Annotated in this window: 25 protein-coding genes; 16 read left to right on the top strand and 9 right to left on the bottom strand. The window is 68.8% G+C overall.

Going from position 1 to position 26,051, the window contains the following annotated elements; translation table 11 throughout:
- Positions 1-10: 10 nt before the first annotated feature.
- The 3 genes from ACYVKL_RS05065 to ACYVKL_RS05055 are packed head-to-tail and all read left to right on the top strand — an operon-like array spanning position 11 to position 2,153.
- A complete protein-coding gene (locus tag ACYVKL_RS05065; protein ID WP_379170716.1) occupies positions 11-745 on the top strand; it encodes an ABC transporter ATP-binding protein in 735 nt (244 codons plus the stop codon).
- 50 nt (positions 746-795) lie between these two features.
- Positions 796-1,545: an ABC transporter permease gene (locus ACYVKL_RS05060; RefSeq protein WP_379171438.1), complete on the top strand. Its 750-nt coding sequence runs from the start codon at positions 796-798 to the stop codon at positions 1,543-1,545.
- On the top strand, positions 1,542-2,153 hold the full coding sequence (locus tag ACYVKL_RS05055; protein WP_379170719.1) for a TetR/AcrR family transcriptional regulator: 612 nt from the start codon (positions 1,542-1,544) through the stop codon (positions 2,151-2,153). The genes ACYVKL_RS05060 and ACYVKL_RS05055 overlap by 4 nt, the downstream gene beginning before the upstream one ends.
- Here the strand turns inward: ACYVKL_RS05055 and ACYVKL_RS05050 are convergent.
- The 3 genes from ACYVKL_RS05050 to ACYVKL_RS05040 are packed head-to-tail and all read right to left on the bottom strand — an operon-like array spanning position 2,150 to position 5,167.
- A complete protein-coding gene (locus ACYVKL_RS05050; protein ID WP_379170721.1) occupies positions 2,150-2,371 on the bottom strand; it encodes a Trm112 family protein in 222 nt (73 codons plus the stop codon). The genes ACYVKL_RS05055 and ACYVKL_RS05050 overlap by 4 nt on opposite strands.
- 10 nt (positions 2,372-2,381) lie before the next feature.
- Complete coding sequence (locus ACYVKL_RS05045; RefSeq protein WP_379170724.1) at positions 2,382-2,936, bottom strand: GtrA family protein; 555 nt, start codon at positions 2,934-2,936, stop codon at positions 2,382-2,384.
- On the bottom strand, positions 2,933-5,167 hold the full coding sequence (locus tag ACYVKL_RS05040) for a hypothetical protein (RefSeq protein ID WP_379171440.1): 2,235 nt from the start codon (positions 5,165-5,167) through the stop codon (positions 2,933-2,935). Before ACYVKL_RS05040 ends, ACYVKL_RS05045 begins: the two co-directional genes overlap by 4 nt.
- 481 nt (positions 5,168-5,648) lie before the next feature.
- On the opposite strand from ACYVKL_RS05040, the gene ACYVKL_RS05035 reads away from it, so the two are divergent.
- The 3 genes from ACYVKL_RS05035 to ACYVKL_RS05025 all read left to right on the top strand — a co-directional run bounded on the left by ACYVKL_RS05035 (position 5,649) and on the right by ACYVKL_RS05025 (position 8,403).
- Positions 5,649-6,677 carry a glycosyltransferase gene (locus ACYVKL_RS05035; RefSeq protein WP_379171442.1) on the top strand — a complete coding sequence of 343 codons (1,029 nt, stop codon included), beginning with the start codon at positions 5,649-5,651 and terminating at the stop codon, positions 6,675-6,677.
- Complete coding sequence (gene rffA, locus ACYVKL_RS05030) at positions 6,674-7,813, top strand: dTDP-4-amino-4,6-dideoxygalactose transaminase (protein WP_379170726.1); 1,140 nt, start codon at positions 6,674-6,676, stop codon at positions 7,811-7,813. Before ACYVKL_RS05035 ends, rffA begins: the two co-directional genes overlap by 4 nt.
- 164 nt (positions 7,814-7,977) lie before the next feature.
- The gene (locus ACYVKL_RS05025) at positions 7,978-8,403 is read left to right on the top strand and encodes a hypothetical protein (RefSeq protein WP_379170729.1); all 426 of its coding nucleotides are present in this window, start codon (positions 7,978-7,980) and stop codon (positions 8,401-8,403) included.
- Positions 8,404-8,486: 83 nt separating this feature from the next.
- On the opposite strand, the gene ACYVKL_RS05020 is transcribed toward ACYVKL_RS05025, so the two are convergent.
- Positions 8,487-9,395 carry a LysR family transcriptional regulator gene (locus ACYVKL_RS05020; protein WP_379170731.1) on the bottom strand — a complete coding sequence of 303 codons (909 nt, stop codon included), beginning with the start codon at positions 9,393-9,395 and terminating at the stop codon, positions 8,487-8,489.
- Between the two features lie 71 nt (positions 9,396-9,466).
- Between ACYVKL_RS05020 and ACYVKL_RS05015 the strand changes: the two genes are divergently transcribed.
- The gene (locus ACYVKL_RS05015; RefSeq protein WP_379170733.1) at positions 9,467-9,889 is read left to right on the top strand and encodes a nuclear transport factor 2 family protein; all 423 of its coding nucleotides are present in this window, start codon (positions 9,467-9,469) and stop codon (positions 9,887-9,889) included.
- 58 nt (positions 9,890-9,947) lie between these two features.
- Here the strand turns inward: ACYVKL_RS05015 and ACYVKL_RS05010 are convergent, their stop codons facing one another.
- On the bottom strand, positions 9,948-12,911 hold the full coding sequence (locus ACYVKL_RS05010; RefSeq protein WP_379170735.1) for an AMP-binding protein: 2,964 nt from the start codon (positions 12,909-12,911) through the stop codon (positions 9,948-9,950).
- Positions 12,912-13,255: 344 nt separating this feature from the next.
- On the opposite strand from ACYVKL_RS05010, the gene ACYVKL_RS05005 reads away from it, so the two are divergent.
- From ACYVKL_RS05005 to idi, 4 genes are all read left to right on the top strand, one after another.
- A complete protein-coding gene (locus ACYVKL_RS05005; protein WP_379170737.1) occupies positions 13,256-14,662 on the top strand; it encodes a family 2B encapsulin nanocompartment shell protein in 1,407 nt (468 codons plus the stop codon).
- Positions 14,663-14,677: 15 nt separating this feature from the next.
- Positions 14,678-16,231 carry a family 2 encapsulin nanocompartment cargo protein terpene cyclase gene (locus ACYVKL_RS05000; protein ID WP_379170739.1) on the top strand — a complete coding sequence of 518 codons (1,554 nt, stop codon included), beginning with the start codon at positions 14,678-14,680 and terminating at the stop codon, positions 16,229-16,231.
- A gap of 85 nt (positions 16,232-16,316) precedes the next feature.
- A complete protein-coding gene (locus ACYVKL_RS04995; RefSeq protein WP_357202782.1) occupies positions 16,317-17,189 on the top strand; it encodes a geranyl diphosphate 2-C-methyltransferase in 873 nt (290 codons plus the stop codon).
- Positions 17,186-17,752, top strand: coding sequence for an isopentenyl-diphosphate Delta-isomerase (gene idi, locus ACYVKL_RS04990; RefSeq protein ID WP_379170742.1), 567 nt, complete (start codon positions 17,186-17,188; stop codon positions 17,750-17,752). The genes ACYVKL_RS04995 and idi overlap by 4 nt, the downstream gene beginning before the upstream one ends.
- An 8-nt stretch (positions 17,753-17,760) precedes the next feature.
- Here the strand turns inward: idi and ACYVKL_RS04985 are convergent, their stop codons facing one another.
- From ACYVKL_RS04985 to ACYVKL_RS04975, 3 genes are all read right to left on the bottom strand, one after another.
- Positions 17,761-19,008, bottom strand: coding sequence for a globin domain-containing protein (locus ACYVKL_RS04985; protein WP_379170744.1), 1,248 nt, complete (start codon positions 19,006-19,008; stop codon positions 17,761-17,763).
- An 8-nt stretch (positions 19,009-19,016) separates the two neighbouring features.
- The gene (locus ACYVKL_RS04980; RefSeq protein WP_357202774.1) at positions 19,017-19,475 is read right to left on the bottom strand and encodes an RrF2 family transcriptional regulator; all 459 of its coding nucleotides are present in this window, start codon (positions 19,473-19,475) and stop codon (positions 19,017-19,019) included.
- 183 nt (positions 19,476-19,658) lie between these two features.
- Positions 19,659-21,149, bottom strand: a complete 1,491-nt coding sequence (locus ACYVKL_RS04975) for an NCS1 family nucleobase:cation symporter-1 (RefSeq protein ID WP_379170746.1) — start codon at positions 21,147-21,149, stop codon at positions 19,659-19,661.
- 204 nt (positions 21,150-21,353) lie between these two features.
- Here ACYVKL_RS04975 and ilvA point away from each other — a divergent pair, with 204 nt between their 5' ends.
- Entirely contained in the window at positions 21,354-22,577 is a 1,224-nt protein-coding gene (ilvA, locus tag ACYVKL_RS04970) for a threonine ammonia-lyase (protein WP_379170748.1), read from the top strand.
- 18 nt (positions 22,578-22,595) lie between these two features.
- On the opposite strand, the gene ACYVKL_RS04965 is transcribed toward ilvA, so the two are convergent.
- A complete protein-coding gene (locus ACYVKL_RS04965) occupies positions 22,596-22,919 on the bottom strand; it encodes a DMT family transporter (protein ID WP_213554672.1) in 324 nt (107 codons plus the stop codon).
- Between the two features lie 143 nt (positions 22,920-23,062).
- Here ACYVKL_RS04965 and ACYVKL_RS04960 point away from each other — a divergent pair, with 143 nt between their 5' ends.
- From ACYVKL_RS04960 to ACYVKL_RS04945, 4 genes are all read left to right on the top strand, one after another.
- On the top strand, positions 23,063-24,259 hold the full coding sequence (locus ACYVKL_RS04960) for a hypothetical protein (protein WP_379170750.1): 1,197 nt from the start codon (positions 23,063-23,065) through the stop codon (positions 24,257-24,259).
- A gap of 241 nt (positions 24,260-24,500) precedes the next feature.
- The gene (locus ACYVKL_RS04955) at positions 24,501-24,848 is read left to right on the top strand and encodes a VOC family protein (RefSeq protein ID WP_379170752.1); all 348 of its coding nucleotides are present in this window, start codon (positions 24,501-24,503) and stop codon (positions 24,846-24,848) included.
- A gap of 69 nt (positions 24,849-24,917) precedes the next feature.
- Positions 24,918-25,376: an iron chaperone gene (locus tag ACYVKL_RS04950; RefSeq protein ID WP_379170754.1), complete on the top strand. Its 459-nt coding sequence runs from the start codon at positions 24,918-24,920 to the stop codon at positions 25,374-25,376.
- 116 nt (positions 25,377-25,492) lie between these two features.
- Positions 25,493-26,032 (top strand): RNA polymerase sigma factor, encoded by a 540-nt coding sequence (locus ACYVKL_RS04945; protein ID WP_379170756.1) that lies wholly within the window; start codon positions 25,493-25,495, stop codon positions 26,030-26,032.
- The last annotated feature ends 19 nt before the right edge of the window (positions 26,033-26,051 follow it).

Genomic DNA, 26,051 nt, shown 5'->3' with positions numbered 1-26,051 from the left:
GAGGGTAACCGTGACGGCACCAGCGACAACCACCGACGCCATCGCCATCGAGCACCTCGAAGTGCGGCGCGGCGGACATCAGGTTCTGCAGGACATCTCCCTGACCGTCCCCCGGGGCAGCATCACCGGACTGCTGGGACCGTCGGGGTGCGGGAAGACGACGCTCATGCGCAGCATCGTCGGCACGCAGATCATCGAATCCGGGACCGTGCGCGTGCTCGGCGACGACGCCGGATCGCGCGCGCTGCGGCGACGGGTCGGGTACGTGACCCAGGCGCCGAGCATCTACGACGACCTCACCGTCGCCGACAATGTCGCCTACTTCGGCGCGCTGTACGGGGCCACCTCCGCCGGGACCGAAACCGCCCTGGCCGCGGTCGGTTTGAGCAGCCACGCCGGGTATCGCGGCAGTGAGCTGTCGGGCGGGCAGCGGACCCGGGTGTCGCTGGCCTGCGCGCTGGTGGCCGATCCGGAGCTGCTGGTGCTGGACGAGCCGACGGTCGGCCTCGACCCCGTTCTGCGCGCGGACCTCTGGGAGCAGTTCGACGCACTCGCGAAACAAGGCCGCACCCTGCTGGTTTCGAGCCACGTCATGGACGAGGCCGAGCACTGCGACCGGCTGCTGCTCATGCGCGAGGGTCGCCTGCTGGCCCAGCTCACCCCGGCCGAATTACGTTCCGACACCGGCGAATCCAGTCTGGAGAACGCCTTCCTGAAGCTGATCCGGATGGGAGAAGAGCTGTGACCGCGACCTTTTCGGTAAAGGATGGAGCGCGCCCGGCGGGCCCGCGCCCGCTGGGCTGCTACACCGCCACCACCGTGCGCATCCTGCGGCAGTTGCGCGCCGACCACCGCACCGTCGCCATGATCGTGGCGGTGCCCGCGCTGCTCATGACGCTGCTGTATTTCGTGTACAAGAACTATCCGATGCTGCCCGGCGCACCCCGGTTGTTCGACCGCATCGGCATCACCATGCTCGGCATCCTGCCGTTCGTGGTGATGTTCCTGATCACCGCCATCGCCATGCAGCGCGAACGGGTTTCGGGCACGCTCGAGCGGCTGATGACCACCCCGCTGTCCAAGCTGGACCTGCTGGCCGGGTACGGCACCGCCTTCTCCATCGCGGCGGCCGCGCAGGCGGGCGTCGCGTGCCTGGTCGCGTTCTGGCTGCTGGGTCTGAACGCGGCGGGCAGTCCGGCGCTGGTGGTGCTGATCGCGGTGATCGACGCCGTACTGGGGGTGGCACTGGGCCTGTTGGCCAGCGCGTTCGCCCGCACCGAGTTCCAGGCCGTGCAGTTCATGCCGGTGATCGTGTTGCCGCAGTTCTTCCTGTGCGGGCTGCTGGTGCCGCGCGGGCAGCTGCCGAGCTGGCTGGAGGCGATCAGCAATGTGCTGCCGCTCAGTTATGCCGTCGACGCGCTCGAGCAGGTGTCGTCGAATACCGGTGCGACCGGCCAGATGTGGCGCGACATCCTGATCGTGGCCGGCTTCGCAGCGGTCGCGCTCAGTCTGGCCGCGGCCACGCTACGCCGGCGCACCCCGTGACCCGAGCCAACGGCGCCCGCAGCGGCCGGCGGCCCGGCAATTCCGGCACCCGGGAGGCGATCCTCGACGCCGCCCGGTTCCGGTTCTCCGAGGTCGGCTTCGACAAGGCGTCCATCCGCTCGATCGCCACCGCGGCGAGTGTGGATCCGGCCCTGGTGCACCACTATTTCGGCACCAAGCACCAATTGTTCGCCGCCGCACTGCAATTGCCCATCGACCCGCAGGAGATCCTGGCCGGTTTCGCCGTCGTGCCGGTGGAGGGCTTGGGCGAGCACATCATTCGCACGGTGGTCGGCATCTGGGACTCCCCGGTCGGCATGCCCGCGGTGGCGGCCTTCCGCAGCATGCTCGCCAGCGACGATCCGACGCTGGCGCGCACCTTCCTGCTGGAGGTCGTGCTGAAAGAGATTCGCCCCCGGGTGGATTCGCCGCCCGGCACCGGCGCGCAACGCGCGGTCCTGGCGGCCTCCCAGCTCGCGGGGCTGCTGGTGACCCGCAAGATCCTGCGCCTGGAACCGATCGCCTCCATGCCGATCGACCAGCTGGCCGCCACCATCGGCCCCACGCTGCAACGCTATTTCACCGGCGATCTGCCGCTGGAGAGTTAGTCCTGGGTGAGGAACAGGGTGTGCTCGTCGTCGGCGACGTCGCGGGCCTCGTCGACGAGCAGCACCGGGATGCCGTTCTCGACCGGGTAGGCGCGGCGCAGGCGGGGGTTGTAGAGCACGGTGTCACCGGTGGCGGTGTGGACCAGCTGCAGCGGGCCCTTGTCCTGCGGGCAGGCGAGCAGGCTCAGCAGGGTGGGGTCCAGGATTTCCTCCGACATGAACGACAACCTACCGGTCGGGGTGCACGGCGGCGGAATCGGCGGGGCGGCGGAAGCTGATGTGGCGGTGGCCGAAGAAGCTGGCCACCGCGACCAGGCCCATGACCACGACGGCGGCCGGTTTGGCGGGCGCGTGCAGCAGAGAGACCGCCAGCTGCAACAGCACCATGTTGAGGACCATGCCGACCGCGTTCACCCCGACGAAGGCGACGAAGTCGCGCAGCACGTGGCCCCGGACCCGGAAAACCAGGGTGCGGTGCAGGGCGAAGGCGATCACCATGCCGACGGCGTAGGCCAGCGCCACCGACAGGGCGGCGGCCACATCCTCGGACACCGAATCGCCCAGGACGGTCAGCCAGAAGATGGTGAGCACCATGCCCATCAGCGTGTTGAAGCCGCCGACCAGCGCGAAGGCGACCTCCTGGCGGCGCACCAGCCGAAGCAGCGGCCCGGCCGGCGCGGTCTCCACGGGCGCGGGACCAGCATGCTGCGACGCGGCGTCGGCGGGCACGTGGCCGGTAACCACGGGTGCGGTGCCGGTCGGCTTGCGCTGCGCGTCGGTCACTTCGCCGTGCCCACCAGTTCGCGGTCCTGATCGTCGTCGAGCTGCTCGGCGGCGGGCGCGTCCACGCCGCGGCGGCGCGAGCGCACGTAGAGCCACTGCAGCAGTCCGACTCCTGTGAGTCCGGCCGCGGCGCCGGCCATTCCGATCTTCCAGCCCGGCGGCCGCCAGCTCAGCTCCAGTTCGGCATTGTCGGTGCCGGCCGGAATATCCACGGCGACGAAGACTTTCGCGACGGTGTGGAACGGGATGGTCTTGCCGTTGAGGGTCACCCGGTAGCCGGGCCAGCCCAGGCGGGCGAAGGTGACGCGGCCGCCGGTCTCCGACGAGACGCGCACGCGGCTGGTGCTGTCGGTCTCCTCGAGCGAGGTGGCGGTGACGTCGTGGGCGTCGCCGACGCGGCCGTTGACCGTGGAGATCGGGCCGTTGTCGCGCTCGAGCACCCAGATGTACTTGTCGTGGCCGGGGACGTCGACGAAGTGCCAGCCCTCGGGGGCGGGCTGGTCACCCACCTCGGGGAGCATGGCCTTCTGCACCACGACCCGGTCGATGAGCATCAGGTCGGCGAGGACGCGGCCGGTGGTCGGCTCGGGGCTGAACAGGCGGTGGTAGGAGTCGGGGCAGACGCTGGAATCCCACCGCATACACAGCATTTCACCGAAGTAGAAGTGCCCGTTGGGCGTATAGCCGTTGACGTAGTCCTTCTCCAGGTCCTTGGCGTAGTTGCCCCACACCAGGGAGCCGTAGGCGCCGTCGAGGCTCTTGTCGGCGGGCTGCAGCAGGCCGCGTTCGGCGAGCTGCAAGGTGGTGCCGGTGTCGAACTTCGGGAACGCGGCCATGGCCTCGTTGCGGTTCGCGGGCAGGTTCCACGACATGGGGGTCGGCTGCACCCACCACACCTGGAACCACGCGATCGGCACCATCGCGGCGATCACCAGGGCGGTCGCACCGGACGCGCCGCGGGTGCGGCCCAGCCACACCGCGCCCACGCCCAGCGCGATCACCACGGCCGCCGAACCCAGGTGCCACAGCACCCGGTGCGGGTCGGCGGAGAAGGTGCGCACCCACAGCGCCAGCACCAGCACCAGCCCGGCGATGATCCGGTTGTTGCGGTCCTTCAGCGTCGCGAAGCGGCCCAGCAGCACGCACACCAGCACCAGCAGTCCGAGCGCCAGCATCGGCAGCACGCGGGCGGGCCAGCGCAGCGGGCCGACGGTGCCGGGCCCGGCGGTCCACATGAGCGCCATCAGCGCGAACAGGGCGATGGCGACGAACTGCTTCCAGTGTTTCTGCGCCGCCTTCCAATCCACGAAGGCCAGCGCCGGAATCAGGAACCAGGCGATGTAGGTCATGGGCAGCGGCTGCACATAACCCCACCACGAGGTGAACGCGGGCATGGTGGTGGGCAGACTCGGGTTCAGCGACTCCGACCACGGCACCGTCAGGAACTGGTCGTTATTGATCTGCGAGTTGCCGCGCCAGCTCACCTGCGCCGACAGCATCGACGGAAGGAAGGTCAGCAGGCCCGCCGCGCCCGCGCAGCCCGCGGCGGCGGCCAGGCGCAGCAGCGGGCCGAACGCGTCGCGCCACTGCGGCCAGGTGCGCGGTCCGCGGCACACCAGGTAGCCCACGGCCACCGCGAGGAGCATGAGCACGGCCTCGACCGAGGGGAACACGTACTGCACCGAGATCGCCAGGTACAGGTACCCGAAAACCGGGATGGGCCCGCCCTGTCCGCGCAGGTAGCGCTCCGAGGACGCCCAGGCGTGGATCATCCAGGCGGTGCCGGCCATCGCGGTGAACCAGCTGGCCGAGTCGAAGAACAGGAAGAATCCGGTGAACGGCATGGCGACGCCGGCGACCGCGGCCCACTGCGGGCGCGAACCGTAGGCCAGGCAGACCCGGTACACGCCGAGGCCGGTGATGATTGCGAAGATCGCCTTCACGATGGTGGCGTAGAGGGCCAGGTTCGGCACCGAGGGCGCGATCAGGTCGATCAGCAGCTGCGGCGGGTTGAACAGTCCCGCTTCCTCATTGGTGTAGTTGCCGGTCATCCACTGCTGCGGCTGCAGCAGCGGGAAGTGGCCGTCACGGAACGCGCGCCCGAAGAACACCCACAGTCCGGTGTACTGGGATTCGGTGTCGTCGGTGAAGAAGTGGCGGGGGTTGGCCAGCACCACGGCGAGATAGCCGAGGATCACACCGAGCACGGTCACGCCGCCCCAGCGATACACCTCGCGCCGGGTCGTGCCCCGCGCCGCGCCTTCGTCCTGCCCGGATTCGGCGGCCCCGACCGCCTGGGAAACTGAGCTGTCCACCACGAGTTCCAGACCCTACAGGGCGGTGCTGTCGATGGCACTGACGCCGTGCTCGTCGCCGGTTCTCACGCCCCGCTCACGGACGGCATTCGACCGGGCGCGGCGATGGCGCACACGCTCGGCGCGGCACCGGTATCGACGCCTGGACCGTCCATGGCGCTTACGCCGGTCCGGTGCGTCCGCCGGTGATGGGCAATGATGGTCCGATGTCGACACTTCGCACCGAATGCCGCGCCGAGCAGCGTGTTAGAGTTCACGGCGGCTCGGGCTCCGGTTTCCGGTGTGGAGTTCCGGCGCACTCCGTCATCGAAAGTACATTCAGCTGATGCCGATTCCGTCCGCCCGCATCTACGCGAGCGACCCCAGCGTGACCTCCGGCGGCGAGCGCCCGGAGCGGGTGCACGCGGTCTCCGTCGTGGTGCCCGTGTACCGCGGTGAGGACACCATCGCCGCTTTGGTGAGCGAGCTGGACAAGCTCGGCGAACCGGTGACCACGCCGCAGGGCGCGAGCTTCCGGGTCGAGGAGATCGTGCTGGTGCACGACCACGGCCCCGACCGCTCCGATGTGGCGCTGCGCGAGCTCGCCGCGACCTACCCGCAGGTGCGGGTGGTGTGGCTGAGCCGTAACTACGGTCAGGACGCCGCCACCATCGCGGGCATGGCCGCCGCGCAGGGCGACTGGACGGTCACCATGGACGAGGACGGCCAGCACGATCCGGCGTTCATCGCCGACTTCCTCGACGCCGCCCTGTCCCAGCGCGCCGACCTGGTCTACTCCAAGCCGGTCAACACCCGCCCGCACGGCTTCCTGCGCAATATCACCTCGCGTGGCGCGAAGCTGGTGCTGGCGACCCTGTTCGCCTTCCCCGACTCGACCCGGTTCGAGAGCTACCGGATGATCCGCGGCGATATCGCGCGGCAGCTGGCGCGGGTGGCGTCCAACGGCGTGTACCTGGATGTGGCGCTCACCTGGGTGGTGGGCGACGTGGCGCAGGTGCCGGTGCAGTTGCGCGCCGAGGGCCGTGAGGAATCCGGCTACAACTATCGGCGGCTGTTCTCGCTGTTCTGGAAGATGGTGCTGTGCAGCGGAACTCGCGGCCTGCGCCTGGTGAGCATGCTGGGTGTGACGCTGGCGCTGGGCGGGCTGGGCATGGCGGGCTGGGTGGTGTACCACGCGCTCACCGACAGCGGCTCGGACCCGGCGGGCTGGGCCTCGCTGATGACGGTGCTGCTGCTGTGCTCGGGCGCGGTGCTGTTCTCGCTGGGCCTGATCGCCGAATACCTGGGTGTGGCACTGCATGTGCTGGTGGGCAAGCCGCTGTATCTGACGGTGGATTCGCCGACGCCGCGGCCCGAGCAGCTGGCGGGCGCCGGAATCGGCTACGACGACAACGCACTTCGTATCGAGGGGGATCCCCGCGCGTGAGCAGTGACCGCATCATCTTCAGCCGCCCGTTCCGCGCCGCGCGCGAGCTGCCGAATGTGGAAGCCGTGCTGACGTCCGATCACAGCCACGGCGACGGTCCCTTCACCGCGGCGGCCACCTCGAAGCTGCGCGACATCACCGGCGCGCCGCACGCGCTACTCACCACCTCGTGCACGCACGCGCTCGAAATGGCCGGGCTGCTGCTGGAACTCGGGCCCGAGGACGAGGTGATCGTCCCGAGCTTCGCGTTCACCTCGACCGCCACCTCGATGGCGTTGCGCGGCTCCACCGTGGTGTTCGCCGACATCGATCTCGCGACCGGCAGCCTGGATCCGGAGTCGGTGGCCGCGGCAGTCACCCCGCGCACCAAGGCCGTCGTGGTGATCCACTACGGCGGTGTGGCCGCCGATATGGAAGGCCTGCAACGGCTGGCCGACACGCACGGGTTCGCGATCATCGAGGACAACGCGCACGGGCTGGGCGGCTCGTATCGCGGGCGTCCGCTGGGCAGCATCGGCACCGTGGGCGCGCTGTCGTTCCACGACACCAAGAACGTGCACTGCGGCGAGGGCGGCGCGGTGCTGCTCACCGACGAGATCCTGATGGCGCGTGCGGAGATCATCCGGGAGAAGGGCACCGACCGGGCCCGCTTCCTGCGCGGCGCGGTGGACAAGTACTCGTGGCAGGACATCGGATCCTCGTATCTGCCCAGCGAATTGAACGCGGCGGTGCTCGATGCCCAGCTGGCGGAGTTCGAGACCATCCAGTCGAACCGGCACCGGGTGTGGGACACCTACGCGGCGGCGCTGCCGGAGTGGGCGGGCCGCAACGACATTCAGCTGATGACGGTGCCCTCGGACCGTGAGCACACCGCGCACCTGTACTACCTGCGTGTCCCCACGGAGGATCGCCGGGACGCCCTCATCTCGCACCTGTCGGGCCTGGGCATCGTGGCGCCGTTCCACTACGTCCCGCTGGACTCCTCCCCCGCCGGTTTGAAGCTGGGCCGCACGCCGAATCCGTGTGTCCGCAGCGCCGAGTTCTCCGCGACGCTGGTCCGGTTGCCGCTGTGGCCGGGTCTGACCGAGGCGCAGTTGACGCGGGTCGTCGAGGGTGTCACCAGCTTCGCCGTCTAGCCCCGAATCTGGTCACATGACCAAACAAATCTGGTCATTTGCCCAGCTCAGGGGCTGAAAAGTTTCTGAGAGAATTTTTGTCGAAATCGCTCACGGGAAGTGTGGAGCGGATACCTTTCACATCCAGTCGGCGCGTGTGGCCGACAGGATCGAGAGGTAGACATATGGGCAACATGCAGCGTGCTGGTTACGGAGCGGGCGCCTTCGGCGCCCTGGCCGCGGTCGCGGTCCTGGCGGCGCCGTCCGCGAGCGCGGTGATCAACAACGTGGTGGTCGCGAGCCAGAACCCGGTGGTCGGGTGCTCGTACCTGGTCACCGCGAACACCTCCCTGCTGGGCAGCGTGTTCACCGTCAAGTTCAGCGACAACGGCCAGGAATTCGGCCAGTCCAGCGTGGTGCTCGCCGCCAACCAGGCCACCATCACCTGGATCCCGAAGACCCCGGGCAAGCACACCATCACCGCCACCCAGGAACTGATCAGCAGCCAGTCGGTCGACGTCAACGTATCGGCCCAGAGCCCGCTGTCGGCCCTGCTCGGCACCGGCAGCGCCTCCTGCACCTCACAGAGCAGCCTGAGCGCCGGCGCGTAATCCCTACCCGCCGTACCGACGCCCCCGGAGACACGTCCCTCCGGGGGCGTCCGCGCGCAACAGATCAGGGTTGACCTTCGACGTCATGTGCGCAGCCGGGCGCGGATATCGGCGGCCAGGGTGGCGGCGGTGTCGCGGAGGGCTTCGAGGAACGGGTGGTCGGGTGGGATGGTTCCGGAGCGGTAGGCCAGGTGGGTGGGGCGGTGGGCCTGCGGGTCGTCGATGCGGATGATGGAGAGTCGGGCGGGCAGGGCGGATACCGCCAGGCCGGGGACGATGGTGACACCCAGACCGGCGGACACCAGGCCCAGTTTGGCGATCCAGTCGCGGGCGGTGTGCGCGATGCGCGGGTGCCAGGACGGACCGGACCAGGCGCCGAGCAGGGTGCTGCCGATGTCGTTGCTGCCGGTGATCCACGGTTCGGCCCGGAGTTCGACGACCGCGACGCTGGCGCGGGTGGCGAGGCGGTGGGCGGGGTGCACAGCCAGGAACAGCGAATCGTCCAGGAGCGGTTCGAAAGTCGTGTCGCCGGGACGGTCCGGATCGCCGGACAGCACGGCCACATCGATGCGGTTCTTGGTGAGGGCGGACAGGAGCGCGGGGGTGGTGCCTTCGCGTAAGTGCACGCGGACGGCGGGATTTCGGGTGGTGACAGCGGCGATGGCGGTGGGAACCAGTGCGGCCGTGGCGGAGGAGAACGCCCCGACGCGAAGGCGGCCGGAGGGCAGCGGGTTTCGCAGTTCGTCCCCCGCTGCCGCGAGTGCGTCCAGCACGGTTTCGGCGTGCCGCAGCACGATCCGGCCGGCGTCGGTGGGCTGGACGCCGCGCGCCCGCCGCTCGAACAGGACCGCGCCCGCGGCCTGCTCCATGAGCGTGACCTGCCGCGACACCGCCGGCTGCGTGTAGCCCAGCCGCTCGGCCGCGCGCGTGAACGACCCCGATCGCGCCGCTTCCCGCACCACACGCAATCCGGTCACCGTGAACTCACCCATGCGAACCAGTCATACCTGGCATGCCGAACTCTCGCTGGTCGCATGGCCGATTCGATCGTAGGTTCGCGGGTATGAGCACTGCGGAGAACACGACCGTCGACAACAAGAACACGATCCGCGCCGTCTTCGACGAGCTGGCGCAGGGCAACGGCCGCGCCCTGACCGACGCCATGTCCGACGACTGCCGCTGGACCTTCCCCGGCGTCTGGTCCTGGGCGGGCACGTGGGAGCCGAAAACCGTTGTGGTGCACGACCTGCTGCGGCCGCTGATGGCGCAATTCCGGGGCGACTACCGAATGGTGGCCGACAGCGTGCTGGCCGACGGCGATCATGTGGTGGTCCAGGCGCGCGGCGTCGGCACCACTCTCGACGGCGAGCCCTACCCCCAAACCTACTGCCTGATCCTGCGCATGGCCGACGGCCGGATCACCGAGGTCGTGGAACACTGCGACACCGCGCTCGTCGAGCGCGCGCTCCGGCCGCTGGCGCGGTAGTCACCGAAAGACGTAGGTGCCCAGCCCGAATCGGGCTGGGCACCTGCGGTTTTCGGGGTCAGGCGAACAGGCGGGCGGCCAGGTCCGGGGTCAGCACCTCGTAGGCGTCGGTGGTCCGGTTGTACCACCAGGTGCGGTCGTCGGGTTCGGCTCGGCCCGCCGCCTGCACCGCGCGGGTGGAGGGGCGGAAGGTGGAGCTGCGTGGGATGTCGTCGACGACGTAGACGATGTCGGGGCGCTGGTCGGGGGCCAGGGCCCGGACCGCTTCGGTGACGTCCTTGGGGGCCAAGGAGAATCCCTCGCGAATGCTGACCGCGGCCACCGCCAGGACGCGGTCGCGCGCGGGGAGCGCGAAGGCGACCTCCATGTCGACGGCGGTGATGTCGTTGAGGACGTCCACGATCGGCTGGGTGTAGACCGGTCCGCGCGGCGTCGGGATCACCGTGTCGGTGCGGTCCATCAGCCAGTAGTCGCCGTCGCTGTCGCGGCGGAACAGGTTCTCGGTCGGCATCCAGGCGTCGCCGGGCGCGAACACGCCGCGCAGACCACCCGCGGACAGATCGACGCTGTCGGACACCGTGCCGATGAGCAGGCCCACCTCGTTGTCGGCGCAGCGGCGGGCGAAACCGCTGTCCTCGGCCAGGATCTCGTCGGTCAGCGGGTCGTAGGCGATGAGTTCGACGCGCGCGGTGCCGGGGACGGGACGCCCCTTGGACCCGATCTTCGCGCCGGACACGTTGGCCAGCACCACGTCTCCCTCGATGGAGGCGTAGAACTCCAGCACCTTGGCCGGGGCGAAGCGCTCCTGGGCGCGCCGCCACAGGCCGGCGGGCATGCCCGAGCCGATGAACAGGCGGATCGGGTGCGGATGCCCGGCGGGGAAGGTGTCGGCGTCGAGGACGTCGCGCAGCATGGTCCAGGTGTAGGTGACCACGGTGACGCCGTAGCGGTGCACCTCCTCGGCGAAGCGCGGCGGCTCCAGCGAGCGAGCCAGGGCGATGCGGCTGCCGCCGGCGACCGCGCCGCCCAGGCTCACCAGCAGTCCGGACGAATGGTGCAACGGCGCCAGGCAGTACACGGTGTCGTGGCGGTCCAGATCCGCGGCCGAGGCGGTGCCGAACGCCGACAGCGCCCACCGATGGTTGGTGACGTACTTGACGTCGAACTTGTCGCCGGTACCGGTGACCAGGATGAAGGCCAGCTCCCGGGCCAGGCCCGGATCCGGCCGGTACCAGGCGGGCAGCTCCACCTTCGCGGGGTCGATCTGCTCCATGTCGACGACATCGGCGCCGAGCGGGATGTCGATGTCGCGGGCGTCGCCACCGCCGAGCACCAGCACCCGATGCCCGGTGGCCGCCGCGCTGGCGAGGTTCTCGGGATCGGCCATGATCAGCTTGGTGCCGGTCAGCTCGGCGACCTTGGACAGCTCACTGCCCGGGGCGAGCAGCACGGCCACCGCGCCGAGCCGCGAGAGCGCGGCGATCGCGGCCAGCGCACTGGGCCGGGTCTCCATCACCACGCCGACCCGGGTGGCCGGGCGCACGCCGACCGAGATCAGCCCGCGCACCACGTTGTCGATGCGCTCGTTCACCGCCTCCTGGGTGTGGACGCGATCCTCGAACAGGAACAGGTCCCGCTGCGGAGCCCGGCGCGCCTGCTCGGACAGCAAGCGGCCCAGCGAGATCCGGGTGTGCGGCTGGATCATGCCCAGGCGGGTCAGCCGGGGCAGCGCGCGGGCGGCCTCGCTGGTGAGTTCGACGGTGCCGCGCAGAGTCTGCCCGGCCACGCCCTCGATGGTCTTGCCGACGCTGGTCCCGGCCTCGGCCAGGGTGCCCAGGGCGTGCACGACCCGGGTGAGCCCGGTGCGCGGTCCGCCGCGCACCACCTCGGTGCTCATTCGGTCCACCTGCACGGGCAGGTCGCCGCGGCCGCTGAGGTGGTTGACCCAGTCGCGGACCACGGGCCAGGTCTGCTTGGTGGCGGTGGACCCCGAGACGAGTCCGAAATGCCCGGCCACGATGCTGGTCTCGTACACCTCGGCGTTGGGGGCGGCGCGCACGATGCCGCGCACGGCGGCGGGCTGGCCGATGTCGTCGACCTCGCCGACGAAGGCCAGGATCGGGCACTTGATCTCGGCCAGCGAGATGAGCTGGTCGCGGATCACGAAGCCGCCCAGCATCATTCGATTGTGCTTGACGAACTGCTGGAGCAGGTCGGTGAGCGCGGGCCCGGGGTAGCCGAGCCAGCCGTCGACCTCCAGGAAGCGACGCTGCCGTTCCTTGGGCAGCAGGGCCTCGCGGTTGTGCAGCTGGCGCAGGAAGTCCAGGCGGGACCGGACCGTTTTGACCGGATCCAGGGCTTGAAAGCCCAGGCGCACCATGGAATCGGTGATCGGCAGCCGGTTCAGCACATGGTCGGTGAGGAAGTCGGCGGCGTCGGCGGCCAGCCCGTGCGGCAGGCCGAAGGGCATGCCGGCGACGGCGTCGACCGGGCTGCCGAAGGTGACGATGGACTCGATGCCCTTGCCGTAGCGGTAGGCCGCGGTCTGGTAGGCGAACATGCCGCCCTGGGAGTACCCCATGAGATGCACGGCGCGCCCGGTGATCTCGGTGACCGTGTCGATGGCGCTGGAGACCGCGAGCACGTGGTCGGCGAGGTCACGGTCCCAGCCGCCCTCCTCGGTGGCGGGCGAGCCGAAATCGACCACCCAGCAATCGATTCCGCCCTGGTGCAGAATGCCGACCGCCCCATCGGCGGCATTCACGTCCCAGATCTCGGCGGTCACCATGATGGGCGGCACCAGCACCACCACGGGGCGCTCGGCGCCGGTGTCGTCGGGGAAGTAGTGCCGCAGGCGGTACATCCGCTTGCGCTCGACCACTTCGTACGGCGACGACTCGATGTCGTGAACCAGCCCCCCGAACCGGATCACCTCGAGCCCGTTCTGCGCGGTCGCGACGAGTCGCTCGATCGGACCCACGACGGACCTCGTATTGAATTTCACGGCTTCTCTCCCAGACATTTCCTGGCCTTGACCAGCGTCACCCGCCCCGACGCGTCCCGATGAGCTTGCCATACCCCCAGCCTACTGCGCCGGAGCTGTGACCAGCACCATGCGAGCTACTCGTGGCTAACCAAACCGGGCGTTCGGGGTTTACGGGATACAGCAACATTCCAGGCATCATGTTTTGCCTTTTCGGTCCGCCGCGACTCCCGGACACCTACCATCGGTATCGCTGGAACGCAGTGTCGCGCTTGTCAATTCACTCACACGACTAACTCCCGCAGGCCCCGTTCGGGTCTGCCGATTCGCCGTGGCTTCCACCGCTGACAACCGCGGTGGCCCTTCGAGGTGAGGACCGCAGCATGACCATCGAATTGCCCGTCGAGCTCCAGAACGGCCAACGCAAATCCCTCAGCACCGCCGCCGCCAGCCAGCTGGCCCACACCACCAAGTCCGAACCGCAAATGCAGGGCATCAGCTCCCGCTGGCTGACCCGTTCCCTGCCGTGGACCCAGGTCAAGGGCGGTGTCTACCGGGTCAACCGCCGCCTCACCCACACCGTCGGCAACGGCGAGGTGGAGTACATCATCAACGGCCCGCACGCCCGGGTCATCCCGCTCGAGCTGACCGAACTGCCGCAGCTGCGCGGCTTCGGCGACGAAGAGGTGCTGGCCACCGTGGCCGGGCGCTTCGAACAGCGGGACCTGCCCGCCGGCACCGTGGTCGCCGAATTCGGCAACCCGATGGACCAGGTGCTGCTCATCGTGCACGGCAAACTCTCCAAGATCGGCACCGGCGAATACGGCGAGACCACCAAGCTCGGCATGCTCGGTGGCGGCGACTACTTCGGCGACGCGACGCTCACCGACGCGGGCGCCATCTGGCCGGTCACCATCAAGACGGTCACCCCCACCACCATGCTGGTGCTGTCTCGTTCCACCGTGGAACAGCTGACCGCGAACATTCCGGCTCTGGCCGAACACCTTTCGGCCGTGGCGCAGGCGCCGGCGCTGCCTCAGAACAAATACGGCGAGGCCGAGATCGTCATCTCCTCCGGCCATTCCGGGGAGCCGCTGCTCGAGGGCACCTACGTCGACTACGACGGCCAGCCCCGCGAATACGAGCTCAGCCTGGGCCAGTCGGTGCTGCGCGTGCACACCCGCGTCGCCGACCTGTTCAACGATCCGATGGATCAGATCGAGCAGCAGTTGCGCCTGACCATCGAGGCCCTCTACGAGCGCCGCGAATACGACCTGGTCAACAACCCGGACTTCGGTCTGCTCAACAACTGTGACCTCAAACAGCGCATCTACAGCGAGTCCGGCGCACCCACCCCGGACGACATGGACGAACTGCTGTCCATGCGGCGCAGCACCAAGCTGTTCCTGGCCCACCCCAAGGCGATCGCCGCGTTCGGCCGCGAATGCACCAAGCGCGGACTGTATCCCGACCCGGTCGAGGTGGACGGCCATCGGGTGCCGGCCTGGCGTGGGGTGCCGATCTTCCCGTGCGGCAAGATCCCGGTCAGCGCGAATCAGACCACCTCGATTCTCGCCATGCGCACCGGCGAGAAGGAGCAGGGCGTGATCGGCTTGCACCAGACCGGAATTCCGGACGAGTACGAGCCCAGCCTGAACGTCCGGTTCAAGGGCATCGACGATCAGTCGATCATCTCCTACCTGGTCAGCTGCTACTACTCGGCCGCCGTCCTGGTCCCCGACGCGCTCGGCATTCTCGACAATGTGCTGGTCGCCCGTCAGTCCGACTGAGCGGGGTGGCCACCCATGTCGGTGCTCTCCCGCGCCGCGGCCCCGCCTGCCACCCACGAGGTGGCGGCGGCCGTCGCCGCTCTGCTGACCAACCTCGACACCACCGCACCCAGGACCCTGCTCGCGGCGGCCGAAGCCGCTGCGGCCCTGGGTGATCGATCTCCCGGCGTCGCCGATCCCGGCGCACCCGAGGCGCTCTCCCCCCGACGGCTGCTCGGCCCCTCCGGCCTCGGGGCCCCGAGTCTCCGCGTGAACCTACCCACCCCCCAGGTGATCACGGAGCTCGCGGGACAGGCATCGCGTCCGCCGTCGCCTGCCGGCGGCGCGGTGCCGACGCCGCGCCCACCCACCTCCCCGGCCCACGCGCGAGGTCCGATCCCCCGCGCCCTGGGATCCGGGCGGGTTCCCGCTCCGCCTGCGGAAACCCGTGCCACGGAACGGATTCCACCGCTTCCACCCGTACCTTCCGGCCCGGCGGCCACCGGTCCGACCGGAGTCCCTCCGGGCAGCGGCGGGCCGATCGCGAGCGGCCCCACCGGCATCGGCACCGCCTCGACCCGGCGGACCCGCGCCGCACAGCGGCTGGTGATCCCGGCCCTCTACTGTCCCCCACCGGTGCGGGACAACCCCGCGCTCGCGGAAGCGGTGAACACCGGGATCATCGCGTGGGCCGAGGAGATCGGGCTCTACGAGGGCCGGCTCGACGATCTCCGCAAGGCCGACTTCGGGCGTTTGATCATGCTCGCCCATCCGGACTGCGATGACTCCGACCGATTGCTGGCCGCCGCGAAATGCGCGGTGTCGGAGTGGTCGGTGGACGACTACTACTGCGAGGAGGACGCCAGCGATATCGCGCCGGACGGCACCGAGTCCAGCGCAGAGGCCGAGTTGGGGCCGCGCCTCGAATTGGCCGCCGCCGCCATGGATCCGGTGCATCTGCCGCCGCGGTATCAGCTCGAAGTGGAGGAGGCGATGCGGAACGATCCGATTCTGCGGGCCTTCCGGACCTCGTTCGAGCATCTGTCGAAGTTCGCCACCCCGGCCCAGGTGGCCCGGTTGCGCACCGAGATCGCGGGCTGGTTCATCGCGCTCGGCGCCGAGGCGGGCTGGCGGACCGCCGGGCGGATGCCGCCGGTCTGGGAGTACCTGCTGAACCGGCAACCGCACAGCTTCCTGCCCTGCATGGCCCCGGTGGACGCGGTCGGCGGGTACGAGCTGCCGGCCGCGGAGTACGCCGATCCGCGGGTGCGACGGGTGGTCACCACCGCCGCGCTGGCCAGCCAGATGGTCAACGACCTCTACTCGATGGCCCGCGAGGACCTGTCGGGCGGACGGGAGTTCAACCTCCCGACCGTGCTGGCCGCCGAGGAGAACTGCTCACGCCGGGAGGCCGTGCAGCGCACCGCCGAGGTCCACGACGAACTGGTGCACCGCTTCGAGGCCGAGGCGGGCGCGCTCGCCGCCACCGGTTCCCCGGAACTGCGCCGCTTCCTGACCGGTCTGTGGGCCTGGATGGGCGGCAACCGGGCCTGGCACGCGGACAGCCGCCGCTACAACGAAACCCCCTGAACCACCATCTCTTCCAGGTAAGAGCTCCATTTCGCGTGCGCAGTACTTCCAGCGTCATATCACCCATTCGAGAGGATGACCTGCCATGACCGCGCTCCACCCCCAGACCGACGCCGTGCTGAAGACCGAATATCAGAAATCGGTCGCGTCGTATTGGAACAACAACCCCAACGACGACCGGGTGAACACCAAACTCGGCGAGGTGGACGGGCTCTACCACCATCACTACGGCATCGGCGAGCCCGATCTGTCCGTGCTCGAGGGTCCGGAGGAGACCCGGCAGGAACGCCTGGTCAAGGAACTGCACCGGCTCGAGACCGCCCAGGCCGACTTACTGCTCGACCAGCTCGGCGACGTCCGCCCCGGCGACGCGCTGATGGACGGCGGCTCCGGGCGCGGCGGCACCAGTTTCATGGCCAATCAGCGCTTCGGCTGCCGAATGGACGGCGTCACCATCTCCGAGTACCAGGTGGGCTTCGCCAACGACCAGGCCCGCGAACGCGGCGTGGCCGACAAGGTGCAGTTCCATTTCAAGAACATGCTCGACACCGGCTTCGAGACCGGGTCCAAGCGCGGCATCTGGACCAACGAGACCACCATGTACGTGGACCTGTTCGAGCTGTTCGCGGAATTCTCCCGGCTGCTCGAACCGGGCGGCCGCTACGTCTGCATCACCGGCTGCTCCAATGACGTCTTCGGCGCCCGCTCGGCCTCGGTGAGCTGGATCGACGCCCACTACGGCTGCAACATCCACCCGCGCAGCGAGTACTTCAAGGCCCTGGCCGCCAACAATCTGGTCCCGGTGGCGGTCACCGACCTCACCCCGGACACCATCCCGTACTGGGAGCTGCGCACCCACTCCGAGCTCGCGACCGGTGTCGAGAAACCGTTCCTGACCTCGTACAAGGAGGGGAGCTTCCAGTACCTGATGATCACCGCCGATAAGGTGGGAAGGTGACCGGCACCCTCGACGCATCCGACGCCACCCCGGTGGCCGACCGTGAAACCCTGCTCGTCGAGCTCGTGGACGAGCAGGGGCGCGCGCACGGATCGTTGTCGGTGGCGGCGGCGCACACCGCGCCCGGACAGCTGCACCGAGCCTTCTCGGTGCTGCTGTTCGACGCCGCCGGCCGGGTGCTGCTGCAGCGGCGGGCCGCGGTGAAGACCCGCTTTCCGATGCTGTGGACCAACACCTGCTGCGGGCATCCCGAGCCCGGGCAGGCCGTCGTCGAGGCCGCGGCCAAGCGGCTGCAGGAGGAACTCGGCGTCGCCGCGGAGCTGTCCGAGGTGGGGGCCTTCACCTACCAGGCCACCGACCCGGGCACCGGCCGCGTCGAGTTCGAATACGACCACGTCGTGATCGGCCGGCTGGACGACGAGGTCCTGCACCCGAATCCGGACGAGGTGGCCGACATCGCCTGGGTGCGGCCGGACACCCTCGCACAGGATGTGGCGAGTGAGCCCGGTCGCTACACCCCGTGGCTGAGCGGCGTGCTCGCGGTCATCGCGGCCCGCGGGTAAACCGCGCGTCAGGCGAGGGCGGGCTGCGGATCCTCGTCCAGCAGCCAGTCATTCGGCGCGAAAAGCTCGAAATGGACTCGGTCCGAAGGGATTCCGGCGGACATGAGCTGGGCGCGGACGTACTGCAGGAAGCCGGTGCCACCACACAGGTAGTAGTCCGCGTTCTCCGGGAGCTCGATCCGGCTCAGATCCAGCAAGCCGTGACCGTCGGCCTGATACCAGGCCCGCGAGTAGACATCGGCCAGGCGGAAGGCGAGGTCGGCGACGGTCTCGCGAAGCGGGTGTGCGGTGGTGGAGCGGTCCGCGTGCAGGATGACCGTTCGGCGCGTGGGGGTTTCGGCGGCCAGGTATTCCAAGATGCCGGCCATCGGGGTGATGCCGATGCCCGCGGAGATCAGCACGACCGGCGTGGTGGCGGCCCGATCGAGGGTGAGATCGCCGAAGGGCAACGTGATCTCGAGGGCCTCGCCCGCGCTGATGGTGTCGTGCAGCCAGTTCGAGACCTCACCGGCGGGCGTGCCGTTCTCGGCGAGAACCTTGCGCACGGTGAACGCGAGCCGACCGTCGCCACCGCGGTTGACCAGGCTGTACTGGCGCAGCTGGCGGGCGCCGTCGGGCAGTCGCGCGCCGACCGAGATGTACTGTCCCGGCTCGAATCCCGGCAGCGGGCGGGCCGGATCGGCGGACTCGACCACGAAAGTGGCCACGCCCGAGGGGTCGTCGATGCGGCGCACCACGCGGGTCTCGCGGAACACCTCGCCGGGCTCGACTCCGGCCGCGTCGTAGAGTTCCCGCTCGAAATCGATGAGGGTCGTTGCCATCAGCCAGTACACGCGATCCCAGGCCGCTGCGATCTGCGGGGACACCACATCCGCGCCGAGCACCTCGACGATGGCGGCGAACAGATGCTCGTGCACGATCCGGTATTCGGGCTCCGTGACACCGAGCGAGGCGTGCTTGTGGCCGATGCGGGCCAGCAGTTCGCGCGGATGCGGCAGGCTCGGATCGACGAGGTGGGTGGCGAAGGTGGCGATGGAGGCGGCGAGGGCCTTCTGCTGTGCGCCGTCGTGCTGGTTACCGCGGTTGAAGCGGTCGCGCAGCAGCTCTGGGTGAGCGGCGAACATCTTGGTGTAGAACAGCGAGGTGATCTGATCGATGTGCGCGGCCACCAAGGGCAGCGTCGCGCGAATCACTTCGGCATGCTCGGGTTCCAGGTCGACGGCGTTGTGCAGTGTGGAATCCGGCGCGAGCCTCATGAGGTCTCCTAGGTATCGATGAGTGCGGCTGCCGGGAATACCGGCATATGCAGCAGATCCACGGTGCGCTGATCCACCAGATCGGCGATGACGTACCGATCGAGCTCGGCGTAGAAGGCGTTCTGCGCCTTGGCGAGAACACCCCGCAAACGGCAGACACTCGCGATTGGGCATGGATTATCACCAGCGCAATCGATGACCTCGTTATCACATTCGAGCTGTCGGACAATAGTGCCGATAGTGGTTTTTCTTCCCGCATCGGTCAGGAAGATTCCGCCTGTGCGCCCGCGCTGGGACTCGACATAACCGAGTTCGGCGAGTTTGGAGACGGCCTTGGCAACGTAGTTCTCGGATGCGTTCACCTGTCGCGCAATGAGTTTGACGGTGACACGCTCCTCGGCCCCACTACTGACCGCCAGCCGCATGAGCGACCGCAAGCCGAGATCAGTGAACCGGGAGAGCTGCATGGGATCCACCCTACTTAATTCCGATTGGGAAAAGCAGAATATATTTGTGTGCGCTTTAATACGCGAATCCGTGCCGATTATGTAACCCGGAACACATTGTCGCACTCGTGTTTATCACCGACACAGCAAATCCCTGGCAGCGGCCGGCACCGCTACCAGGGATTACGCTGACGGCGCTGCCGGTCAGGCGGCGGCCATCAGCTTGGTGCGCGTGGCCAGCCCGTAGTAGATGACCAGCGCCAGCCCGCAGCCGATGAACCAGCTGTACTGGGCGGCGGTGTGCATGCCGTACACGTCCTTGGCCAGCACCGGGAACACCGCCGCGAGCGCGCCGATCACGGTGGCGATCACCGCGACCGGGTTGAATCCGTTCCGGTACCAGTACTTCCCGGTCTCGGCCATGGTGAACAGCTCGTCGACCACGATGGTCCGCTTGCGCACCAGGTAGTAGTCGGCGATCAGCACCCCGAACAGCGGGCCGATGAACGCGCCCAGCACCTCGAGCGTGTAGTGGATGACGTCGGGGTTGCTGTAGAGGTTCCACGGCGTGATCAGCACCGACCCGACCGCCGCGATCATTCCGCCCATCCGCCAGCTGATCTTCTGCGGGCTCACATGCGAGAAATCGAACGCCGGGGAGATGAAGTTGGCGACGATATTGATGCCGACCGTGGCGATGGTGAAGGTCAACGCGCCCAGCACGATCGCGAAGGTGGAGTCGATGCGCGAGACGGTCTCGACCGGATCGGTGATGAGCTCGCCGTACACCGGCAGGGTCAGCGACGCGGTGATCACCACGAGCAGCGAGAAGGCCAGGAAGTTGACCGGCAGCCCGAGCAGGTTGCCGCGCTTCACCGCCGCCATCGACTTGCTGTAGCGGGAGAAGTCGCCGAAGTTCAGCATGGGACCGCAGAAGTAGGACACCACCAAGGCGATCGCGCCCAGCACCACCGGCAGCGCGTCCCAGCCGTGGTACTTCACCGCGCCCAATTGCAGATCGATCGAACCCCAGCCCGCCTTGTAGATCAGGTAGCCGCACAGGAAGAACATCACGACATACACGGCGGGACCACAGAAGTCGATGAACTTGCGGATGGACTCCATGCCCTGCCAGAACACGGCGGCCTGCACCACCCACAGCACCAGGTAGGCGGCCCAGCCCAGCAGCGACAGGCCCAGGAAGCCGTAGTCACCGGATTTGGCGTAGGGCGCCAGGCTCGGGAACAGCTTGACCGCCACCACGATCAGCGCCGCCGAGGCCAGGTAGGTCTGGATGCCGTACCAGGCCACCGCGATCAGGCCTCGGATGATGGCGGGGATATTGGCGCCCTTCACGCCGAAGGCGCTGCGGCACATGACCGGGTACGGCACGCCCGCGCGCTGGCTGGGCGCGGCCACCAGATTGCACAGGAAATATACGATCGTGATGCCGATGAGCAGCGCCGCGAGCACCTGCCAGCCGGCCAGGCCGAGCGCGAAAAGACTACCGGCCGTGACGTATCCGCCGACGCTGTGCACATCCGACATCCAGAAGGCGAAGATGTGGTACGAGCCCCAGGTCTGTTTCTTCAGTGGGGCCAGATCGTCATTGGTGAGCCGGGGGTCGTAGTCTGGAGCCGGCGGCGCCGCTGCTGATTCCGCGCCCGCCGCTGCGGGGGTGACGATGTCGGTCATGGGGTTGTATCCGATCCGAAAGCCGATGAGTGTGCTCAAGGTAGGAACGGGCCGTTCCCCGTGGATTGCTTTTCGGTTTCCGGATCATTGCGTGACCCATATATCTTTTCTGACCAGCGCGTTCTCCCGGACCGGCCGCAGACCGCCCAGCATCGTCGACGGGTGCGCCGCGCCGCCCGGCGAGTGAGGTGAATTCCTGGCAACATGACGCCCATGGAGCTCATGGCGCGGATCGAAGCCGCGGCGACCCTGCTCGAACCGGTGATCCGGCGCACGCCCGTGGTCGGCTCGCGGGTGCTTTCGGAGCGGGTCGGGCATCCGGTCTGGCTGAAGTGCGAGAACCTCCAGCGCACCGGCTCGTTCAAGCCGCGCGGGGCCTACAACCGGATCGCGAATCTGGCTCCGGCCGAGCGGGCGCGCGGCGTGGTGGCGGCCAGCGCGGGCAATCACGCGCAGGGGGTGGCGTGGTCGGCGACCTCGCTGGGCATCGACTCCACGGTGTTCATGCCGGTCGGCGCGGCGCTGCCGAAACTGGTGGCCACCAGGGCCTATGGCGCGACCGTGTACCAGGTGGGCGACACCGTCGACCAGTGTCTGTCCGCCGCGAAGGAATTCGCCGAGCGGACCGGGGCGACCTTGGTGCACCCGTTCGATCATCTCGACATCGTGGCCGGGCAGGCGACGGTCGGGCTCGAAATCCTCGACCAGCTCCCCGATGTCGGCACGGTGCTGGTGCCGACGGGCGGCGGTGGCCTGCTGGCCGGGGTGGCGGCGGTGCTGCAGCGGTTGCGGCCGGAGGTCCGGGTGATCGGCGTGCAGGCCGCCGAGGCCGCGGCCTGGCCCGCCTCGCTCGCCGCGGGGAAGCCGATCGCGTTGGAGCAGATGTCCACCATGGCCGACGGTATCGCGGTCGGTCTGCCGGGCGAGGTGCCCTTCGAGCACGTCGTGAAGTGCGCACCCACCATCGTCACCGTCGACGAGGACGCCCTGTCCAGGGCGCTGCTGCTGTGCATGGAGCGGGCCAAGCTGATCGTCGAACCGGCGGGCGCGGCCGGTGTCGCGGCGCTGATGTCCTGTGCCGCAGAGGAACTCGCACTGGACGGCCCGGTGTGCGCCATCCTCTCGGGCGGCAATATCGACCCCCTGCTGCTGACCCGCGTCATCGGCCACGGTCTCAGCGCGGCCGGCCGCTACCTGGCGGCCCGCATCACCATCTCCGATCGCCCCGGCAGCCTGTCGCGGCTGCTGTCGGAGCTGAGCCGCACCGGCGCCAGCGTCCTCGACGTGGCCCACTCCCGCACCTTCCCCTGGCTGGCCATCGACGAGGTGGAGGTCCTGCTCACCCTGGAAACCCGTGGCCCCGCCCACCGCGAGGAAGTCCTCACCGCCCTCGCCGACGCGGGATACCTGGTCCGCGTCCAGGACTGACGCCCCGCCCCGCGAACCTCAGTGCGCCCCACCGAGTTCCAGCGCCAACACCCCCGCGATCACCAACACGATCCCCCCGATCTGCACCGCCGTGATCCGCTCGTCCAGAAACAGCGCCCCGATGGTGGCCACCGCCACCACCCCCACCGCCGACCAGATCCCATACGCCACCCCGATCGCCATCCCCCGCTTCAACGCCTGCGACAGAAAATAGAACGCCGCCCCGTACCCGATCACCACGATGATCGAGGGCACCAGCTTGCTGAACCCCTCGGAAATCTTCAACGACACCGTCGCGGTCACCTCACACGCGATGGCCAACGCCAGCAACAACAAGGTCATAGCCGAAGGATAACTGTCTGAACGACGCTCGGACCGACCGCGAGGAACGCCGCGGCGCACGGCCGGTTTGCTGGTCGGAGGGCCGAATCATATAGTCCTGCGGTCGGATTGCACGACGGGTTTGTACTGAATGGGGGTAGGGGATGACTACCGAGCGATCGGCGGCCGACGCGGCCGAGACGGCGACCACGCCGGAGACCGTGACGGTGGTGGCAGGCCGGCGGCGATGGTGGCCCTGGGCCATCCTGCTGGTGGTGGTCGCGCTGGCGGTAGCCGCCGTCACGACGTGGCTGGTGACCAAGCCGCACACCAAGTCCCCCGAAGCGGCCGCCCGCGACGATCTGAAGTCCGCACAGCTGGCCCTGATCAACGCGCCCGGCGTGCACTACACCGGCAGCCTCATCGGGAAGGACGCCAAGAGTGCGCGTTTGGACCTGCGGATAACGAACGACGGTGTCGTCTCGGGGACTTTCGACTATGGCTTCGGGAAGACGCTGACCTACCTGGTGGTCGACGGGAAAGCCTTCCTGCAGGGCGGTCGCGACGCTTGGATCGCGCACGGCTTCATTCCGGAGAGCGCGGACTGGTACCAGAACGAGCAGGTGCTACGGACAACGGACTTCCTGGACGTGGACGTGCCCGCGCAGCTGAAGCCCGAACGGCTCGGGCGGCGTCTGGGCCCCGGCCCGGACAAGGCGGATCCGGTGACCCTCGGTGCGAGCACCCTCATCGATGGTCGGTCCGCCGACGGCGTCACCAGCGGTGGCGTCACCACCTATCTGGTCTCCGGCCACGCCCGGCGCATCACCGATCCGAATTTCGATGTCCTGGTGAACCCGATGAACGCCGACGAGGTCGCGCAGTTCTACCGTGATCTGCGACCCACGGTGACCGCGCTCGACCGCGCCGACAACACCGAGACCCGGGTCAGCGCCGAGACCTCCTGGAGTACCCCCTGCGGCCCGGCCTGTTCCGCCCTCGCCGTACTGACCAGCACTCCGCAACCGTTCGTGTCCATCACCCTCCCGGGCGTCACACCGCACGTCGACGACATTTTCGTGTCGTATCAGATGTCCCTCACGATCGGCGGCGTCGAGACCCCGCGCCCCGACTGCTCCGGCGTCCTGCAAATGCCCGGCAATGGGACCGCCCCGCTGTCCTGCGGATTCACCGCCGGCCCGGGTCAGACCGTGAGTTCCACTCTGACAGCCCGCCCGATTCTGGGCCGCGCCCGCGCCGACGCCCTGGTCGCCGCGTTCGACACCGCCGCGAAGCGGAGCGGGGAGCGCGCGAAATGCACGATCACCTCCTTGTCGGAGTCGGCGACGCCGCACTGCTGACCCGTCGCCGCACGAGGCGATCGGCGGTGCGTCGAAACCGCCTGCTGACCGCCGGTATCCGCGGCCGGGACGCGGTCGGCGTGGCCGGTACGGGCGGGGTCGGTGTCGCGCTCCGTGGTGGTTTCCGTGGTCGCCACGGATGTGGGTGAGGGGGCTCGGAAGCGAAGCTGGATGCACACCGGGTTCAGCGGAACGCAATCCACACAGGATCGCCGGCTACCCCCTTTCAGCAGGAGAAATCATGACCACGCTGGGCATCAAGACCGTGCTGCACCCCGTCGCCGACCTTGCCGCGGCCAAGACCGTGTATGCCGCGCTGCTGGGCCTCGAGCCCGAGATCGACTCCCCGTACTACGTGGCTTTCGAGTCCGAGGGCCAGCACATCGGCCTGGTGCCCGCGGGCAGCCCGCAGAGCCCGGCCACGCCCGTCTCCTACTGGCACGTCGGCGATATCGAGGCCAAGATCGCCGAGCTCACCGCTGCCGGGGCGACCGTCCAGCAGCCGGCGCACGACGTGGGTGGGGGCCGTCTGGTCGCCACCGTCACCGATGTCGACGGCAACGTGCTGGGCCTCGTTCAGGACCGCTGACCCGCTCCTCGCGCCGAGCCCTCCCCCACTCGCGACACGTCTCCCACTCTCCCGCAAAGGAATCCAGCCATGGCTACCAAGACCTCCCAGCAGAAGACCACCGTCGGTTTCAGCGCCGACGAGCGCGCCGCCATGAAAGCCCATGCCGCGGAACTGAAGACCGCTGCCCGTCGCGGCAATTCCCGCTCCGCCAAGGCCGACAGCGAGCAGGACGTGCTGGCCAAGATCGCCGAGATGGACGACGCCGACCGCGCGATCGCCGAGCGCCTGCACGCCCTGGTCAAGTCCATCGCCCCCGAGCTCGGCGCGAAGACCTGGTACGGCATGCCCTCCTACACCCGCGACGGCAAGATCGTGCTCTTCTTCCAGCCCGCCGCCAAGTTCAAGTACCGCTACGCCATCCTGGGCTTCAACGATGCCGCCAACCTGGACGACGGCGAGATGTGGCCGGTCAACTTTGCGCTGAAGAGCATGACGCCCGCCACCGAGGCCCGCGTCACCGAACTCGTGCGGCAGGCCCTGAGCTAGCGCGCACCGCGTCGAAGTACACCCGGGCGCACTTTCCCCGGCCGGATTCGAATCCTTTTCCGGCCGGGGACGCTCTTATGGTGGTGACACTACGAATCGACACGAAGGACCACGACGTGGCACGCGGCTGGGCCGGTGAGCAGCTGGTGGCGGCGGCCCAGCACGGCGACCGCGAGGCGATCGCCGCGGTCGTGTACGGCGCGCACCCGCATGTGCGCCGCTTCGCGCAGCACCTGTGCGCCTCCGACAGCGACGCCGAGGACGCCACGCAGGAAGCGCTGATCATCCTGTACCGCAAGATCGGAACCCTGCGGGCGACCACGGCGCTCGCCTCCTGGATGTTCCGTATCGTCCGCAACGAGTGCCTGCGCCGGGCCCGGCGGCTGCTGGACACGGCGCCGGGTGTCAAATCGGCCGGCCTCGAAGTCGTCGGCTCCGCGGAGGACGAGGTGCTGCGGCGCCTGGAGGCCGACGAGCTGGCACAGGCGATCTCGGCGTTGCCGGAGGTGCAGCGCCGGGTGCTGATCATGCGCGATGTCCTGGGCTATCCCGGCCGCGCGACCGCCGACGCGCTCGGATTGAGCACGGCGGCAATGAAATCGCAATTGCATCGCGCCCGGACCGCCGTCCGCGAGGGCCTCGGCCACCACCGGTGACGCCCGGCCCCCATCGCTC

Source organism: Nocardia tengchongensis (assembly GCF_054781395.1).
Note: the sequence above shows the minus strand (reverse complement) of the source record. Positions and strands in the feature narration are given on the sequence as shown.

Coding starts and splice junctions, on each gene's coding strand:
- ACYVKL_RS05050 (WP_379170721.1), bottom strand. CDS start 2,371: ATGTCGGAGGAAATCCTGGACCCCACCCTGCTGAGCCTGCTCGCCTGC.
- ACYVKL_RS05025 (WP_379170729.1), top strand. CDS start 7,978: ATGGGCAACATGCAGCGTGCTGGTTACGGAGCGGGCGCCTTCGGCGCC.
- ACYVKL_RS05020 (WP_379170731.1), bottom strand. CDS start 9,395: ATGGGTGAGTTCACGGTGACCGGATTGCGTGTGGTGCGGGAAGCGGCG.
- ACYVKL_RS05015 (WP_379170733.1), top strand. CDS start 9,467: ATGAGCACTGCGGAGAACACGACCGTCGACAACAAGAACACGATCCGC.
- ACYVKL_RS05010 (WP_379170735.1), bottom strand. CDS start 12,911: ATGTCTGGGAGAGAAGCCGTGAAATTCAATACGAGGTCCGTCGTGGGT.
- ACYVKL_RS05005 (WP_379170737.1), top strand. CDS start 13,256: ATGACCATCGAATTGCCCGTCGAGCTCCAGAACGGCCAACGCAAATCC.
- ACYVKL_RS05000 (WP_379170739.1), top strand. CDS start 14,678: ATGTCGGTGCTCTCCCGCGCCGCGGCCCCGCCTGCCACCCACGAGGTG.
- ACYVKL_RS04995 (WP_357202782.1), top strand. CDS start 16,317: ATGACCGCGCTCCACCCCCAGACCGACGCCGTGCTGAAGACCGAATAT.
- ACYVKL_RS04985 (WP_379170744.1), bottom strand. CDS start 19,008: ATGAGGCTCGCGCCGGATTCCACACTGCACAACGCCGTCGACCTGGAA.
- ACYVKL_RS04980 (WP_357202774.1), bottom strand. CDS start 19,475: ATGCAGCTCTCCCGGTTCACTGATCTCGGCTTGCGGTCGCTCATGCGG.
- ACYVKL_RS04975 (WP_379170746.1), bottom strand. CDS start 21,149: ATGACCGACATCGTCACCCCCGCAGCGGCGGGCGCGGAATCAGCAGCG.
- ilvA (WP_379170748.1), top strand. CDS start 21,354: ATGACGCCCATGGAGCTCATGGCGCGGATCGAAGCCGCGGCGACCCTG.
- ACYVKL_RS04965 (WP_213554672.1), bottom strand. CDS start 22,919: ATGACCTTGTTGTTGCTGGCGTTGGCCATCGCGTGTGAGGTGACCGCG.
- ACYVKL_RS04960 (WP_379170750.1), top strand. CDS start 23,063: ATGACTACCGAGCGATCGGCGGCCGACGCGGCCGAGACGGCGACCACG.
- ACYVKL_RS04955 (WP_379170752.1), top strand. CDS start 24,501: ATGACCACGCTGGGCATCAAGACCGTGCTGCACCCCGTCGCCGACCTT.
- ACYVKL_RS04950 (WP_379170754.1), top strand. CDS start 24,918: ATGGCTACCAAGACCTCCCAGCAGAAGACCACCGTCGGTTTCAGCGCC.